The organism is Saprospiraceae bacterium (genome assembly GCA_016714025.1).
Lineage (GTDB): Bacteria > Bacteroidota > Bacteroidia > Chitinophagales > Saprospiraceae > Vicinibacter.
The window spans coordinates 1,518,985-1,536,540 of sequence record JADJOB010000002.1; the positions used below are offsets into that span (position 1 = coordinate 1,518,985).

9 protein-coding genes and 1 tRNA gene are annotated in these 17,556 nt (G+C 35.4%); 2 read left to right on the forward strand and 8 right to left on the reverse strand.

Features of this window, described 5'->3' with window-relative positions; genetic code table 11:
* Positions 1 to 2: 2 nt before the first annotated feature.
* A complete protein-coding gene (locus tag IPJ80_09295; GenBank protein MBK7913679.1) occupies positions 3 to 548 on the reverse strand; it encodes a metal-dependent hydrolase in 546 nt (181 codons plus the stop codon).
* 91 nt (positions 549 to 639) lie between these two features.
* Positions 640 to 1,803 carry a radical SAM family heme chaperone HemW gene (gene hemW, locus IPJ80_09300; protein MBK7913680.1) on the reverse strand — a complete coding sequence of 388 codons (1,164 nt, stop codon included), beginning with the start codon at positions 1,801 to 1,803 and terminating at the stop codon, positions 640 to 642.
* Here hemW and IPJ80_09305 point away from each other — a divergent pair.
* Positions 1,757 to 3,547, forward strand: a complete 1,791-nt coding sequence (locus tag IPJ80_09305; protein ID MBK7913681.1) for a hypothetical protein — start codon at positions 1,757 to 1,759, stop codon at positions 3,545 to 3,547. The genes hemW and IPJ80_09305 overlap by 47 nt on opposite strands.
* Here the strand turns inward: IPJ80_09305 and IPJ80_09310 are convergent.
* The 4 genes from IPJ80_09310 to IPJ80_09325 are packed head-to-tail and all read right to left on the reverse strand — an operon-like array spanning position 3,534 to position 13,940.
* Positions 3,534 to 4,403 carry a hypothetical protein gene (locus IPJ80_09310; protein MBK7913682.1) on the reverse strand — a complete coding sequence of 290 codons (870 nt, stop codon included), beginning with the start codon at positions 4,401 to 4,403 and terminating at the stop codon, positions 3,534 to 3,536. The two genes, IPJ80_09305 and IPJ80_09310, sit on opposite strands and share 14 nt — an antisense overlap.
* 47 nt (positions 4,404 to 4,450) lie before the next feature.
* Positions 4,451 to 5,086: an O-methyltransferase gene (locus tag IPJ80_09315; GenBank protein ID MBK7913683.1), complete on the reverse strand. Its 636-nt coding sequence runs from the start codon at positions 5,084 to 5,086 to the stop codon at positions 4,451 to 4,453.
* Positions 5,087 to 5,127: 41 nt separating this feature from the next.
* Positions 5,128 to 9,543, reverse strand: coding sequence for a gliding motility-associated C-terminal domain-containing protein (locus IPJ80_09320; GenBank protein ID MBK7913684.1), 4,416 nt, complete (start codon positions 9,541 to 9,543; stop codon positions 5,128 to 5,130).
* Positions 9,540 to 13,940, reverse strand: coding sequence for a gliding motility-associated C-terminal domain-containing protein (locus IPJ80_09325; protein ID MBK7913685.1), 4,401 nt, complete (start codon positions 13,938 to 13,940; stop codon positions 9,540 to 9,542). Before IPJ80_09325 ends, IPJ80_09320 begins: the two co-directional genes overlap by 4 nt.
* Positions 13,941 to 14,147: 207 nt before the next feature.
* Here IPJ80_09325 and IPJ80_09330 point away from each other — a divergent pair, with 207 nt between their 5' ends.
* Entirely contained in the window at positions 14,148 to 15,443 is a 1,296-nt protein-coding gene (locus IPJ80_09330) for an aminotransferase class V-fold PLP-dependent enzyme (GenBank protein MBK7913686.1), read from the forward strand.
* Between the two features lie 380 nt (positions 15,444 to 15,823).
* Here IPJ80_09330 and IPJ80_09335 read toward each other — a convergent pair.
* Positions 15,824 to 15,908: transfer RNA gene (locus IPJ80_09335), tRNA-Leu, on the reverse strand.
* A 122-nt stretch (positions 15,909 to 16,030) separates the two neighbouring features.
* A complete protein-coding gene (locus tag IPJ80_09340; protein ID MBK7913687.1) occupies positions 16,031 to 17,458 on the reverse strand; it encodes an SET domain-containing protein-lysine N-methyltransferase in 1,428 nt (475 codons plus the stop codon).
* Positions 17,459 to 17,556 lie beyond the last annotated feature (98 nt).

A 17,556-nucleotide genomic window follows, 5' to 3' on the forward strand; every position in this document is an offset into this window, starting at 1 on the left:
TATTATTTATTATAAAAGTATTTCCTCCAATAGTATCCGGAAAGTAAAACCAATCCTGAAACGAAGCCTATAAATTTCATTTCTTGCTTAAAAATGGAAAATCCAAAACTCGTAAAAAATGTTTCAATATGCATGGATGAAACGGGTATTGGTCTAATTGGAAAGAAAAATCGTTCGTTGTTTACTGGAATAAAAAAACCTAATCCCAATCCTCCATCTGTCATCGCATCTAATAGACCATGACTTAAGGTAATTATAAAAAAGAAAAAACTAATTAAAAAGCGGTCGGTTTTAGTTTCACACTCCTCGTTAAAAAATAGATAACTGACTGCTATTCCCGTGATAAGTGAAAAGAGAATAGAATGTGAAAATCCCCGGTGACCCCACACCGAACCATAACGAATGCCAGCTTCAAACCCAATTACATCCAGATCCGGTATTGTCGAACAAACCATGGCTAAAATTAGACTGAGTAATAATTTGTTATTATAAGGCCTGAATGGGCTCAAACTAAGTGCGAAAATAGCATGTCCGATTGCTGATGGCATTTAATTTTAATTACGAATTTATAATTACGAATTACGAAATAGTACTTTGTGAATAAGACCTACATAAAGTTACATAATAAAATTATAGTAATTATTTATCTCTAACTACAAACAAATCTGAACTTACAGAATCTGCAATCGTTTTTCCTTGACGGGTTAATTGATACCGACCATTAAGGAATTGGATATTTTTTAATTTAAGCTGCTTTTGCAATGCGGATTCCGCATATGTTAAAAACTGAGGAAAATGATCTGCTATATATTCTAAATTAAGCCCTTCTATTCGGCGGAGTTGCAACATGATATACTCGTTATAAAGTTCATTTACATTTAATTTTTCTTGCAAAGAAAAGGATTCATCATTCGCCAGTGCTTTGATGTAAGCATTATTATTTGATACATTCCAGCTTCGATGAGGATGTATATAGGAATGAGCCGAAGGTCCAAATCCTATATAAGAGATCCCTTCCCAATAGGAACTATTGTGTTTTGAGCGAAACCCTGATTTGCTAAAATTTGAAATTTCATAAGCTTCATACTGATTTAATTCACAAAAGTCTAATAAATAATTCATCTGTCGAATCGTTTCTTCATCGGGTGGAATTACTAATTTTTTTTCCTTAACTAAATGAAGCAGTGATGTGCGTTCTTCTAAGGTCAATGAATAGGCTGAAAAATGGGGTATATTATAATTTATAAGTTCATTCAAATTATCTTTCCAACTATTTTGGTCTGTACTTGGCAGCCCATACATAAGATCAATACTTAGATTTTTAAATCCAGCATTCTTAACAATTTCAATAGCATCCCGCGATTGCTCTGATGTATGCGATCTGTTCATCCACTTCAGGTCCTCATCAAAAAACGATTGTATGCCGATGCTTATTCTATTAAAGCCCAGGTTTAATAGACCTGTGGAATAAGCACTTGTAATATCTTCTGGATTAGCTTCTATGCTTATTTCTGCTTCGGGTAATAACTGGTAATTTCCATTTATTGTGTTTAATATTTCATACAGCTCGGATTCAGTAAATAGGGAGGGGGTGCCTCCACCAAAATATAAGGTATTAATTGTATGATTAGGGAGTTCAGAGGCTCTTATTTTTATTTCTTTAAGCAATGCTTGAACTAATTCGTTTCGTGTAGTTAAATTCGTGGAGAAATGAAAACAACAATAGCTGCATTTTCGTTTACAATAAGGAATGTGTATGTATAATCCGGCAGGATTGAGATATGGTTTTTTGGTTACATCCATCCAGATACTAATTTGGTTAATGGTTATCTGTGCTGGTATTGCCATTGGTTTCTCTCAAACAGATCCTATTAACTTGTCGAATCTGAAAGAACCAGATAGCAATACGTTTATTATTGCAAATGTAAAGGATACTCATGAACTTAAATTGAAAATTGAGCATTGGTTATTCAAGCAATTGCAAGATGGTCACTGGCTTGCAAGTCAAGATTCAGTTTTTTTAAACCCTCCAATTCATGCTAAACTTTATAAAGGCTCGCAATATAAAATTACTCTAAATGAATTGGATAGCTTAGAATCGATTGTTGGTTATATTTCAAGCAGTCGTTTTAATCAGATTCAGCCAGCAGATCTTGGAAATTTGATGAATTCATGGGTTCGAAACCAGGCAAAATCAGGTTACCCATTTTGTAAGATAGAGTTGCTGGGAGTAAGTGTTTTGCATGATACCCTCCAGTATCAAATCAATAAAATCCTTGGCCCGAGAATCCAATTTAGGCAAACAGAGCAAAGAAACAAAAAGCCTTTGAGAGATTTTGTTTTAAATCGGTTGACCAGAATTTTTCCAACTTCAATTTATAATCAGGAATTGGTTGAAAACATTCCATTTGTATTTAAGAATATTCCTGCAGTGCATTTGAGTAGTGAGCCACGGGTTTTGTTTTTAGGTGATGAAGGAATCGTATGGCTCTATCTCGATAAGAACAAATTAAATCGATTTGATTTTATATTGGGATTTAGTCCGGAAACAGGTTTGAGCTCCAGGAAATTCAGACTCACCGGGGAAGGAGGTTTTGAATTGCAAAATGCGTTTCGCCTGACAGAACGTATTTTTATGAAGTATGAAAATTTGAATGATCAATCTCCAAGGCTTAATTTGGGATTTGAATTTCCATATTTAAACTATTTGCCCATTGGAGTAAACCAGTTGCTTAATTTATATAAGTATAAAGAGGAGTACTTTGATTTATATAATCAATCAGGAATTAGCTATCCTATTGCATTCAATCAAGGAATCAAAGCAACATTCAATTATCGTACTTCTAGTTTATTAAATCCGGATACTTTGAGTTTACTTAGTACCAAACGCTTGCCGGACCAGTTAGATTACCGGTATTTTTCGGGAGGCTTTGGATATCATTGGATCAGCCTGGATAATATAAACCTTCCGGTTAAGGGATTTCGAATTGGAATGAATCTGCAATATGGTAAAAAGAAGGTTAAGGAAAACAATATTTTATTGACTTATAATTCAGATGCTTTGAATGTGAAGCAGCAATATGATAGTTTAAATATTAATCAGGATCAGGCTATAGTTCAATTAAATTTGGATTACTATTTGAAATTGAGCAGAAGACATACTTTCAAGTTGAGCACAAATCTGCACAGTATTTTAACATCTGGAAATTTGGTGTCGAATGAACTTTTTAGAATTGGAGGCTTTAAAGATTTGCGCGGTTTTGATGAGGATTTTTTTAAATGTTCTGATGATTTAATTCAAACACTTGAATACCGTTTTTTCCTTGATCGGGCAAGTTTTATCAATTTGTTTGTTGATATGGCTTATTTGAATCAATCCATAGGAACTACTTTTGAGTGGACCTACAATATGGGCTTTGGGACGGGTATTCAATTTCAAACTAAAATTGGTAATTTCAGTTTACAATATGCATTGGGACAATCCAGAGATCAGACACTTAGCTTTTCAAATGGAAAAATTCATTTTGGATATTCTAATTTCTTCTAAGTTGACTTATCCAATTTCTAAAAACTTGTTTGATTTTACAGCTCCAATGAGTATTCCAGCTATATAAGTAATAGTGTTCTTCAGTAGCTCCAAAGCTTTGCATAAATTTAGCAATTCCTGGAACCATACTTCCTTCAAAATCAAGGTATAAATCTTTTCCGGAATATGCATGTATCGTATGGTCCAAAATTGCATGCATAGCATCTACAGATCGCCCCTCCGATGTTGAACAAGAATATAAATAGACGATCCGATTATTATATTGAGTAAAAAAGGCCATTGCAATTGGATTTTTATTAATATCCATAACATATTTAATAAATCCATATTGTTTATCAAGGCAAGTTGAAATGATGCTTGATAGTAATTGCGAGTTTTTATAAGCTTTCGGGATTATTTTATTGCTGTTTTTCAGGTAAAATTCTGCAAATTGGAATGCATCAATACTGAAATGGACACTGTGCTTGTTTTTATTCAAACTGTTTTTTAATCCAGAGGTATAATTTTGACGAAGTTGTCTGTATTCAGGGAGTAAGTGAAGTATATAATTGTTTCGTTGTACTTTATAAAATCCAGCCGGTAATAAATTAATGTTTTGAGACCATGATAGAATTCCACATGGAATTTTAGATGCAATTATTTCTAATAATTTATTTTCAAAATTAATTTCATGATTTGTATTAATCGGATCCAATCGTTGAACTCCCGGGGGTAAAAATGCATTGATGCCAATGATACTCTGTTTTACAGGAACCAGAACAATACAGCCATTTTGTTCAAATAAATAGCAATATCTAAGTAAGAGTTTTAAATACCAGGCTTGGTGAACCAGATTTCCATTTTTACTAATTTTCATTGAAACCTGTTCTGGGTACAATTCACTATTTAAAAGATATTGAGAGCTCACCCTGATTGTTTTATCGAAATACTTAATCCGTCACGTAATGCTAAAATTTGTGTTTCCCAAAGTGGAGATTGACGCAAGCGTTTATTAAAAAGATCCAGAATGTTTGTTTCTTCATCTTTTTCCGATTCCAGTACTTTTCCGTACCAAAGTACATTGTCTGCTATTAAAATGGCTCCTGGTTTTAGGGTTTCTTCTAAAATATCAAGAAATTCTAAGTATTTGTTTTTTGCAGCATCCAGGAATACAAGATCCCAGGAATAATTTAAATTTGGAATAAGCTTCAAGGCATCACCATAATGAAAATGAATTTTTGAAAAATACATTGATTTTGAAGCATATGAATTGACGATATGTTTGTAATCTTCAGTGATTTCAATCGTATGCAATTCACCATCTGGTTTTAAACCTTCCGCCAAACACAAAGCGCTGTAGGATGTAAATGTACCAATTTCAAGTATGTATTGAGGGTTACTTAGTTTAGAAATCAAACTGAGTAATCGACCTTGCATTTTTCCGGAAACCATTTGTGGAGCAATGGTTTGTAAATAGGTTTGGCGTTCTAATTCATTCAGAACAGCATCTGGCTGTTGGGTATGACTTTCACAATAAAGCTCAAGATCCCTTTGTTTCATAAATGCAAATTATAAGACAAATAAGGCTATTAACAGGCTTACTATTGGATTAAGCTGATATCACCTGTATAAATTTTAGGCCCATCCACATCTTGAATTTCAATCATATAAATAAAAACACCTGGATTTAATTTTTCCTGTGATCCACTTGTCGTTCCACCCCAGCCATCTTTTTCTGAATTTAACACAAAATTCTCTTTGGAAAATACAAGATTACCCCAGCGATCGTAAATATTAAAAATATTAATTGGGGCATCAGATGGTAATCCTATTGGATAAAAATAATCATTGATATTATCACCATTAGGAGAAAAAGCATTTGGAAAATATACTTTGCTCTCTTTTTTTACTACTAACTGGATAGTTGCAGTTGCAGAACATCCATTTTTATCAGTGACCGTAACTGTGATTATATCGTCATGATCTGCTGTGATCTCCGGATCCGGACAATTCGAACAAGATAATTGATCTGAAGGCGTCCATAGGATGCTGCTAATATCATTAGGATTTGAGAGGATCGTTAAATTCAATGTTTGTTTAGATCCGAAGAGTAATTCAATTTTTGGTGAAACTAATATTCTAACATCCCCTGTTTCAATAATATTAAATGCTACACTGTATTGACAGCCATTAGCATCTTCTACAATTAAATTATAATTTCCTGGGGCAAAGTCAATTGAAGCGATGTCATTAATAAAATTAGCTCCATTGTCAAGAGAATATTTATAAGGTGCTTTTCCACCTATAATTTGGTTTATAATTAATTTCCCATTATTTCGATTGCAACTTGATGAAACACTTTGGGTTGAAATGTTTCGAATTCTATTGGTATCCTCCAGAATATCTATAAAGCTGGAATTGCTGCATCCGCTTCGAGGATTGGTTATCGTACAGAAATAGCGACCTGGAATTTTTGTTGCAAATTGAGGAAGTGTATAATTGAAACCATTTGGTCCTGTCCATTTCATAGTAAAACCTTGCAAACTTGAAGAAGCTTTAACCGGTGCGCTGTTTCTAAGGCAAGTTATTGTATCGGCCGATAGACTTAAATCAGGTGTAATCGTATCAATACTGATTTGTACCATTTGAATTAATTTGCAATCTGCAGAATTGGTCACTGTGACAAAATAAGTACCTCCCATCTGAATCGTGGGATTTTTAAGTATACTACTAAAATTATTTGGACCACTCCAATTAAAGTTCAAATCGGTATCATTGCTATTTAGTGTTAAATTGATGGAGCTGCGTTTGCAATTTAAACTATCATCAGCTACTGTAAAAGTTGGAAGTTTTCGAATATCTTGAATCGAAACACTGTCGGAAGCAACACAACCGAAATCACTGGTAAGAACTACCCTGTAGGTACCTGGTTCGATTGCCACAATTGAGTCTGTATTTGCTGAAAAACCATTTGGTCCAATCCAAATAATTGTTTTAGGTTGATTGGTAGTTTGGATTTTTAAATTGACCGTACTGTCTTTACAACTAATAAAATTATTACTGGCGATCAAGTTTAACGCAGGGATATCTGCAAATTTTGAAATGAATATTTGCTTTATCGATTCGCAACCATTTGGATCGGTTACTTTTAAAGTGTACAATCCAGAATCTTGTATTTCTGGACGGGCCATGTTTGAAGTAAACCCATTCGGTCCTGTCCATTCAAAAATTACACCTTGTGTTGCAGATCCAGCCCGAATCATTAATTTTTGTTTAATACAAGTTAAGGTATCATCACTTGCAAATATGTCAGGGAGCTGATCTTTTTGAAATACAAAAATTGAATCTGTAAAGACACAGCCATTTGTTCCGATAATTGTCAAAACATAAAATCCACTTTTTGTGATGGTGGGATTTGCAAGATTTGAAACAAAATTATTTGGACCTGTCCATTGGATTGGAAGTCCAGCTGGACTGTTTAGTGCTCTGATAGATGCAGTGCTTTTGCATTGAATGGTGTCAGCTTCCAGTTGTGCGCTTGGTTTTACAAAATCTTCAACAATATTTAAAGTTTGAGTTTGAGTGCATCCATTTGATCCAGTAATCTGGAGCGTGTAATTACCCCCTGTAGTTAACATAGGATATTTTAGTGAACTAGTAAAGTTTGAGGGTCCAGACCAATTGAATTTGGTAATAGTGGAATCTACTGTAACTCCCGGAATAACAGCCGTCCGTATGCAATTTAATGTATCCCCTGAAATTTGAAGTGAAGGCACAGCCTTGTCTTCTGCAATAGCGATGTCGATTGTATTCGTACATCCATTAAATCCAGTCACAGTTAATTTATATGTTCCTTTTTCAGTTACCACTGGATTTAATTGTTGACTGACAAATCCATTTGGTCCAGTCCAGGAAATCGTTTCAACCGTGGAACTTGTAAGTTTTAATATCAGGCTATCTTTAGTGCAGGTTAAGGTATCAGGAAATCCGGATAAACTTGGGATTGAAACATCTTTAAATATGTTGATGCTTTTATTGACACTGCAACCGTTGGGTCCTGTAACAATTAAGGTATAGCTTCCAGAATCCGAAGCGATGATATTCGATTGGTTAAAAATGGTATCAACAGGTGTAATCCATTTAAATTGAGCTCCCATGGTATTGCTTCCACCATTAATTTGGATGCTTGGCTTGCTACAGGTAATGGTGTCATTAGTTGAAATATAAAGATCCGGAACATCAGAAGATTTGACAACAAAAATAGAATCTAATCCCATGCAGCCAGTTCCTGTTGTGACTTGGACCACATACCATCCTTGATCTACCACAAATGGTTGTCTTGAATTTGAGTTAAATCCATTTGGACCGGTCCAAAAAATCGTAGCACTGGTATCGGTCACCAATTTTAATTGTACTGATTGAATTGCACATGTTAAAGTGTCAGCACGAATGGCTATCGCTAGTGAAGTTTGTAAATCTTTCACGTAGAATGAGTCGATTTCCTGGCACCCAAAACTATCAAGTGTAGTTAAATAATACCAACCAGTATCTCTAACAATTGCTTTTATAGAAGAATCTTTCTTAAATCCTAAGGGTCCTTTCCAGGAATAAATTGGTTTTAATCCAATTGATTCTGCCTTTAAAATGGCTGAATCTTTATTACACGTAATGCTGTCTCCAATAATTTCAGCCTCAATAAAACTTCGATTGTCTTTAAGATCTACTTTTGCAGTGGATTCGCATCCATAGGAATCTGTAACTTTTACTGTGTATTCGCCTGCTTCAGTTAAATTATAAATATTGGCACGTGTATTATAGTAACCATTAGGTCCATTCCATTCAAATTGAGGTGAACTGGATTTGCTGCTGGCTTCCAAACTTCCGGTTGGGTTTTTGCAATCGATATTGACAGCTTTTATTTTAATATCAGGGGGTGTGGTGCTGCCATTTACCATAACCATAACTTCCTTTTCACACCCATACAATCCGGTTATTTTTAAAGTATATGTACCGGGAGTATCAATTACCGGCGTGAGGGTTTTAGCTCCACTTACGATGTGACCATTTTTTGTTGACCAATCATAACTAATTCCTGGACCGGTAGAAGATCCTGAAGCATCTATAGTTAAGGGTCTATTCGTACAATTGATATCATCAACAGGATTCACATCTGCAATCAAATCATAAACTGTTACAGTAACTTCATCTTTTTCTTCACAACATTCTTTTGCAGTAATGTCGTCAATAGCGCACATGCTGGCAGCTCCCGTTCCACCATAATTAGCTAAACAGATATTTGCAGAAGTAGCATTCCCTGAGTTCCATATGAAACTAGCATCCGCTTCAACACAAGTACCGCTAATAGCATCTATGCTTCCTACAAAACTTCCGTTTACTAATAATCCGATAGTGGGAGGTGGGCCAAAAATATAAGGGATTCCAAATACTTTATATTCAATTTTATAATCTGTATTTTTACTAACATTAATTTGTTGACACCAAATCATGACATTTGATGAAGTTGGAGTAATCGCCATTGTAAAGCTTCCAATATTCGGATTACATCCAAATGCTTGTGCAATTTGTGGAACTGACATGATCATATAGCCACCAGTAGATCCGATCAAATTTGGTATGGTGTTATACTGAGTATATTGACTGGTTGATGGATTTATAGAACCTGTTTCAAATCCACCATTTGCAATTAAATTTCCAGACATGGCTCTTGCTGTCAAAGTATACGTTGTAGTCATGCTGGGGTTTGCAACAGGATTAAGTGCATTTGGATTACTCAATCCATCCGGAGGTTCCCAACTGTAATTTGTTGAATTACTAACCATTCCAGATAAATTTTTTCCTTGACCTACACAAATCGTGATATCGGGACCAGCATTCACGGTAATCCCACAGGAATTGGGCATTGCATAGTGATGCTGAGAATTGTTTTGGGCCTGACTACTGATCATGCACGGAATAAGCAAGCACAATAAATTAATAATTCCTCTTGTTTCTTTCATCTAATTAATGTTACATCTCCTTTTACGACCCATTTTAGTCCGTTTATTAATTCTACTTCTCCCCAATAAACATATACACCGGGGTTGCATTTTTCACCCTGATAATTTCCGTTCCAACCATGAATTAAATCATTTGGTTGGAATTCTTTTGATTCAAAAACCCGATTGCCCCAACGATCGAATACCTGGAATATATTTATTTTAGTTACTTCTGCTTTTGATCCAAATATGGTCAACCAATCATTGATATTATCTCCATTTGGACTAAATACATTTGGCACCCAAACTTTTGGTATTTCCACTAAAATGTGGATTCGTTGAGTGGACTCACAACCATTGGTATCTATGACTGTAACAGTATAAAAACGGCTAACCCATGGACTGGCAAACGGATCTTCGCAATTAGAGCAGCTTAAATCATCCGTTGGGTTCCAGCTAATTGAATTTATTAATCCTCTGTCTGATAGGATGTCCAAATCCAGTTTTGTTGAATCTCCTAAGCTAATTGTAATTTCAGGTTGTAGATTTGTTTCAATGTAAGGTAACTCAATAATATCAAAATCTTTTTGAAATTCACAGTTTTGATTATCAAGTACAAATAATGTATAATGCCCAGCGGTCAATTGATTCAAATTGGGATTACCGGAATAAGTTTTTTTGAAATCAATTGAATATCTCAGACCTGAATGTCCGCCAATTACTTTGGCAATTTGTGCTGAGCCAATTTTATTGCCACAAGTGGGGTTAGTAGCTTGGATGAGCACATCAGTGATTATTAAACTATCAGCAAGAACGGTTTGTGTTTTTTGTGTACGACATCCATTTAAAGGATTTACAATTTCTGAATGGTAGTCCCCGGGTTTTTTAGTTTTATAGACTAACTGATTCGTTAATAAATTGCCTTGAGAATCTTTCCAACTGAAAATGCCAGAATTTACATTGGTAGTTGCAATCAAATTAGCTTCTGTATGAATACAATCAATTGTATCCGATTGTGTTATTAATTCAGGATGGATGGTATCTATGGATACAGATACTTGAGCAGTTTGAGTGCAAAAGTTTTTCCCTGTTATATTGATTGTGTATTTTCCAGGAATCGCAATATTTATTTGACTGGAATTTGATTTAAAATTTCCAGGACCCGTCCAATCATACAATAATCCAGTTGTTTGAGACATTGCCTGGATTTGTGCAAGTTGTTTAATACAATTCAGGGTATCATCTTGTACTTTAAGATCTGGAGCAATCGTATCAACAGGTATAAAAATGGTTTGAGAATTTGTACAATAATTAGGTGCTGTTACATTAAAACTATAAGTACCTCCTTCCCTTGTTTTAATAGAATTTAAGTTTACAGTTTGATTGTTGCTCAGTGTCCAGGATCCAACCAATTGATTTGGTAAAACTAAAGCAATCAAATCAACTTCTCGTTTCAAACAATTTATTGAATCAAATTGTAATTGTAGTCTGGGTTTAATAGTGTCCATTAAAATACTCAAGCTATCAAGCGCAGTGCAATAATTTGTCCCTGTAAGTTTGAGTGTATAATTTCCGGCAGAGTTAATAACGGGATTTTGCAAAGATGATGTAAATCCACCAGGTCCACTCCAAGCATAAGATTGTACTGAATCTTTTGTGCTAAATCGAAGGCTGGTTTGCGTTTTTAAGCAATTTAATGTATCTGAATAAACAACAAATTGAGGTGAAAGGGTATCCTGTGGCACAATGACTTGCAAAATAGTGAAGCAATTTTCCGGTGTGGATACCTTAATTGAATAAATACCTCCTTTTGTTACAGAGATATTTGTTGAAGATGAAATAAAACTTCCAAATTCATCGGTCCAGCTATAGTTTAGGCTATCCCTTGTGGAGCTGGCTGATAAATTGCCAATACGTTTTAAGCAATTGAGTGTATCCGTAGTTGTCTGGAGATCTGGTTTGCGAATGTCTTGTAAAATTGTCAGGATTGCACTGTCGCTACAACCATTTTTACTTTGAGATTTTAATATATAACTTCCCGGCTCTTTTATATAAGGATTTAATTGGTTAGATAAAAATCCATTCGGACCAATCCATTGAATAGATGCATTTGGATCAGAACTACTTGCTTTTAATTTGATGCTATCCTTACTGCAAGTAAGGGTATCATTAGTTAATAGTAAAACCGGTTTTGTAATATCTTCAAAAATTTGAAGCAGTAAACTTGATTGGCACCCATTGGATTTCCTGGCGGTCACTTGATAATCACCCGGAGAATTGATTAACGGGCTTTTTAATGTACTCGTAAATCCTGTGGGTCCAAGCCAGCTATATTGAGAAGTACCATTGTCAGAAATGATTAAATTAAGTTGAGTTTTAATACAAGTCAATGTATCATTCATTCCAGTAAGCAATGGCCTTAAGGTATCAATAGAAATTAAAACATTTGCAGAATCCTGACAGCCATTTTCTGCGATAGCATTTAAAAAATAGTTGCCGGGAACATTCACCCAAACGGTATCTGCTTGTGACTTAAAATTGTTTGGACCGCTCCAGTTTAATAGCAATTTTGAAGTACTTTTTTGTGGAAATAAAGCGAGGGTTGATTTGCTGCAATTTAAAGTGTCTGGGTTTAGCAGAATATCAGGTGTTGCAGTGTCTATGGGTATGTCTAAATTTAAAATTGAAACGCAACCGTTGTCGGATTCCACTTGAAGTGAATGCCGACCGGCAGTTGCGGTCCGAATCGATAACGAATCAAGCCACCTGTAGTTTCCCAAATTTTGCCAGGAGGCTGATTTTACAATTCGATTGCCGGTAACTAAAATATCAATAGAGTCTTTCAAACAACTGAGTGTATCAAAACTGTATTTGAGAATCTGAGCTTGTTTGTCTTTTAAAATTCGTATGGAATCAAATTTAATGCAACCAGATGGAGAAGTTACTTTTAAATAATACCAACCACTATCAACGACATTCCATTGAGATTTTGATGAAGTATCTTTCGATGGACCTAACCATTCAAATAAAGAGCCTGGAACTGTCGAACTTCCAATTAAGTAAGCAGTATCAGTTAAACAATTTATATGATTTGATTGAATTTGAATTTTAGGATTGTCGCTTCGCTCGAAAATAGTAACGGAGTCAATTGTTTTGCAATTATAATCATCCGTAATTGTTATGGTATATTTCCCAGCTTCTGTCACCACAATAAATGGGTCTAATGAATTAAATCCATTGGGACCACCCCATTTATAATCTAATGGAAAGACAGTACTTCTAGTATTTACAGTTACACTCAGTCGATTACATCCCAAGGTATCTTTCGTTATAATTTGAAGATCTGGAGGAGTTATATTTCCACTTACAAGGATAGATTCTGTTTTACAACAATTTGGAATTGGAGAGCATACGGTTAGAAAATAAGTTCCGGGACCTTTAATTACAGGTTCAAGTGTATTTCCACCTGAAATAATTTTTCCATCTGCAGTGGTCCATTGATAGGTCCAACCAGTTCCGGTAGAGGAGGCTTTTGCATTTAAACGAATACTGGGTTTATCACAGGTAACTATTTCAGGATCTTCAATAGAAATAATAATTTCCTCCACCTCAATTTTCATGGTGTCTTTGACTTCACAAATTTTTCTAAAACCAAGATCATCAATGGCAAAATCATTGCCACCCGTTGCTGTATTTTCATTTAAAATACATATTTCAGCATTGGTATTGGATCCTGAATTCCAGATTACCTCATATTTTTCCCATTGGCAAACCGTTCCACTGGATGAAAAATTTGGACCAATCGGGCTTCCATTTATTGAAAACTGCAATACAGGAGGAGAAGCAGCCACAACCGAAGTGATCCATGCCGTAAAGACATAATCCATATCCGGCATGACAACGATGTCTTCACACCAAACATTTTGAAAAGCGGCGGATCCATTCAATACCATCATCATCCCACTGCCGGAAGTATGGTCCTTGCAAGGTGCAAATCCAGTATGTCCCAATTGTGGGTCATTTATTACGTCGTAGGTCCCTTCACAATCTAAATATCCAAAGCCATAACAGGATGTGGTTCCAACCATATAATCTGTTGTAAAACCAGATCTTCCGGCTTCAAAGTTTCCGTTTATGATCAGATTTTGACTACTCAAGCCCCGTGCTGTTAAAATATACTCTTGTGGACCAGAGACGGTCGCTTTTGTTATTGGAGATTTAGGATTGCTTAGCCCGGACGGCGGTTCCCAAAAAACTTCTTGAATACTTCCGGTTACCTTGCCATTAATCATTACCATGTCGCCAGGCCTACAAACCTTTAAATCAGGTCCGGCATCAACGCTGATGTTACACTGTGCCAATAGCTTGGACCCATATAGCATGGAGAGGAATAACAGGATTGGTAGGAATCTTTTCATATTAAGTTGAACTTCAAATTTAGTACCTTAATTTATCAAATACAAATTGCTTTAGAACCATTTGTTGACAAAGCTTATACATATTAATGTAAAGTAAATACAATTATAAAATACCGTGCTTCCCAGTCAAATATCCCTCACTCAATAAAAATATGACCGATTTGGCGTTACGGTGTTTTTAGCTTTCAAAATTGTATATTAACTTGCATGACTATGCATCGACGATCAGCACTGCAGTGGTTTGGCTCCTTAACAGCCGGAACCCTAATACAACCTTCGGTAACCTTAAAGGCACTGGGTAATTCTTATGATAAGTCCAAATTTCAAATGGAGCAATTGATTAAACCATGTGAAAACGAGGAAGATTTTTGGCATCAGATCCGGCAGGCCTATTCAGTGTCGTCAAATATAATAAATTTAAATAATGGGGGAGTAGCTCCTCAACCCAGGGTCGTGCAGGAAGCCGTTGAATTTTACAACCGATTAAGCAACGAAGCTCCATCTTATTATATGTGGAGAATTTTAGACCAGGGGAGAGAACCCCTCCGTGAGAAAATGGCCAAAATTGCAGGATGCCATGCAGATGAATTGGCTTTCAACCGCAATAGTTCGGAAGCTCTTGAGACTATTATTTTTGGATTGCGATTGAAGGCAGGAGACGAAGTCGTCCTCACAAAACAAGACTACCCTAACATGATCAATGCCTGGAAACAACGAGCGCATCGGGATGGAATTGTTTTAAAGTGGGTTAATTTTAATTTTCCAATTCAGGAGGATGACGAAATTGTAAATGCATTCGCCAGGGAGTTTAATTCAAAGACTAAAATTGTACATATAACCCATATGATAAATTGGAATGGTCAGCTATTGCCTTCCAAAAAGATTGCGGATAAAGCGCATGCAATGGGTATTGAAGTTTTAGTGGATGGAGCTCATAGTTTTGCTCATATTCCTTTTGCAATTCCAGATTTAGGGGCCGATTATTTTGGAGCCTCACTTCATAAATGGTTGAGTGCTCCATTTGGTAGTGGATTACTTTATGTTAATAAGTCAAAAATAGGTCAACTGTATCCTCTTTTTGCAGGAGGTGATCCGGAAAGTGCAGACATCCGTAAGTTTGAAAACCTTGGGACACGGTCATTTGCAATCGAGCAAGCTATTGGAAATGCAATTGATTTTTATGAAATGATTGGAGCTGAACGAAAATTTAACAGGTTGTATGAATTACAACATTATTGGACTGTACGTGTAAAAGATCATCCGAATGTACAGATCAATCATCCGATGGATAAGCATTACAGCGGGGCATTGGGCAATGTTGGCATAAAAAATAAAAAACCCGAGGAATTAGCTTCATTCTTGTTTGAAGCATACAAGATTCATTGTGTTGCTATTAACTGGGAAAATATTCATGGAGTGCGTATTACTCCAAATGTTTATACTACAAAAGCTGAATTGGATAAATTAGTCAAAGGCATTTTGGAATTCGCTGATTCAAAATAGTAAGAACTAAACAAATAACTAATAAGCTACACGTGTTTAAGTAGAAATTTCTTATCTCAAATTTGAAATAGAATTCGTTCGGGTAATGATATTTTCAAATTCGAAATGCTTTTCGAAATTCATGTCAATTAAAATTCGCACTTCAACTTCTTAAGGATTTTTTAGGAGGCGTATTTTTCTTTTTTTTGACTCACAAGCTAATGCTTAAGTAAATGCTGTGCTTATTCTGTTTTTAAATCCTTAAGTAGTATTCCAATTAAATTATTGGATCTGAATCCAGACAAATTGAGATTCTAAAAATTATAGGCAAAAATACTCGGGGAGCTATTGGATAAAAAAGCTTCCTTAATCGGTGAATGAAGGGTGTTTCCAAAAAAATGTGCCGAAAGTGGGACTCGAACCCACACGACTTTTAGGGTCACTGGATTTTGAGTCCAGCGCGTCTACCAGTTCCGCCATTTCGGCATTTAATTGGCCTGCAAAGCTAAAAACGATTTGATTATATCAACAAGTAAATTCAATAAAAAAGAATTTTATTATATTATAATAAAATATAATATGAATATAGGTTTGCGAACCTTTTCGTCTTAGGCGAGTGCTTTGACTGTTTTTTTGCCTTCTGGTTCCTTTTGATTGCTAATCCAGGTACGGCAATTTGGACTTCCGCAAGTGCAAACAAACGCTTCCATCTGGTCATCCAGGAATGATGCGTAATCAAGTGTCAACTCTTCATTTTTTTCAATATCCCTGGAGGCGACTACATTTAGACCAGAATATTGAGTATTTGGGTTACAACTATGATTTTGGGGAGCCCATTCTTCAGGACGGGTATCCCATAAAATATAAACATCTGTACCAACAGGATAGGCGTATTTTCTAAATAATTCCTTTTCAGCTGCATTCCAGTTTTTATCTACAAAGGCTTTGGTCACAATCCGCTGGCTTCGTTCTTCTCCTCTAAATACGACCTCGCCTTTTCTGATTTTTACATTTGCATAAATTCCATAGCCTGAGATGGAATTCTTTTTGAGGTAGAATTTCTTTTGTTTGCGTTTATGACGATTGATGCCTTCACGAATAATATGTTGCAAAAAGCCGGCCTGACCAATCCCATCAAGATTTAAAATATGATCTGCGGAACCTTCAAACCCAATTGGGTAAAATACGGAACAGGTAAAGTTGACTTCTAAAAAATATAACTTACCTTTTGGATTCATACGAAAATCCAATCGGGCATATCCTTTTCCTCCAAATTCACGGAATATTGCAGAAGCAGCTTTTCTAAGTTTGCGCTCAATAGTTTCTTCGCGACAAGCAATATTGCTTTCTGGATGCAATTCAGAAGTTTTTAAAGCATACGTTTTAAATGAAAATCCAGGAGGAAACAGATATTCAACGGGTTTAAAACTGATACATTTTTTATCATCTTTAAGATCTGCTGCTACCAATATGGTGAATTCCCTGCCTTCGATAAACTCTTCCACCATAACCTCACCATACTCTTCTAATAAATCTCTTACTTTAATAAAAAGCGATTTTTCATCCTGAACATAAGAATGATCATCTACTCCCAGACTATCTCCGGCTTTGGATGGTTTTATAAATAACGGAAACTTTAATTGCGTTGTAAGATCATTTAGGTCATCTAAATTTGACACCACCCTAAAATTTGGCACTTCGACTCCGGCAACATGCGCAACATATTTCATCAATTCTTTTGATGGGTCATAAAGTTCTTGTGTTGGTCCTGTATAAGGTAGATTTAATAGATCTAGGGTATAGATTACATCAATTGAAGGTACGTCCCATTCTAAGTATGCCTCACACAGGTTTATAAATATGTCATAATCTTGATTGGCCAGAGCTTTTAATTGCTTATACGTAGTAAGTTTATTAAGGAAAACATGATCTACTTCGTCATTTGGTAATAATGAACTGAGATTTCTTGGTGGATCATATTTTTTATAATCTACATTTGATGGACTGTAATCGGGTTGAAGTACACAAACTTTCATGGATGGATTCTAAAATAAAGCACTAAAATAAGAAGCTTTATTATAATAAACTTGATATATGATACTTTTCTTTAACTTATTTAATTGAGACTTTATAT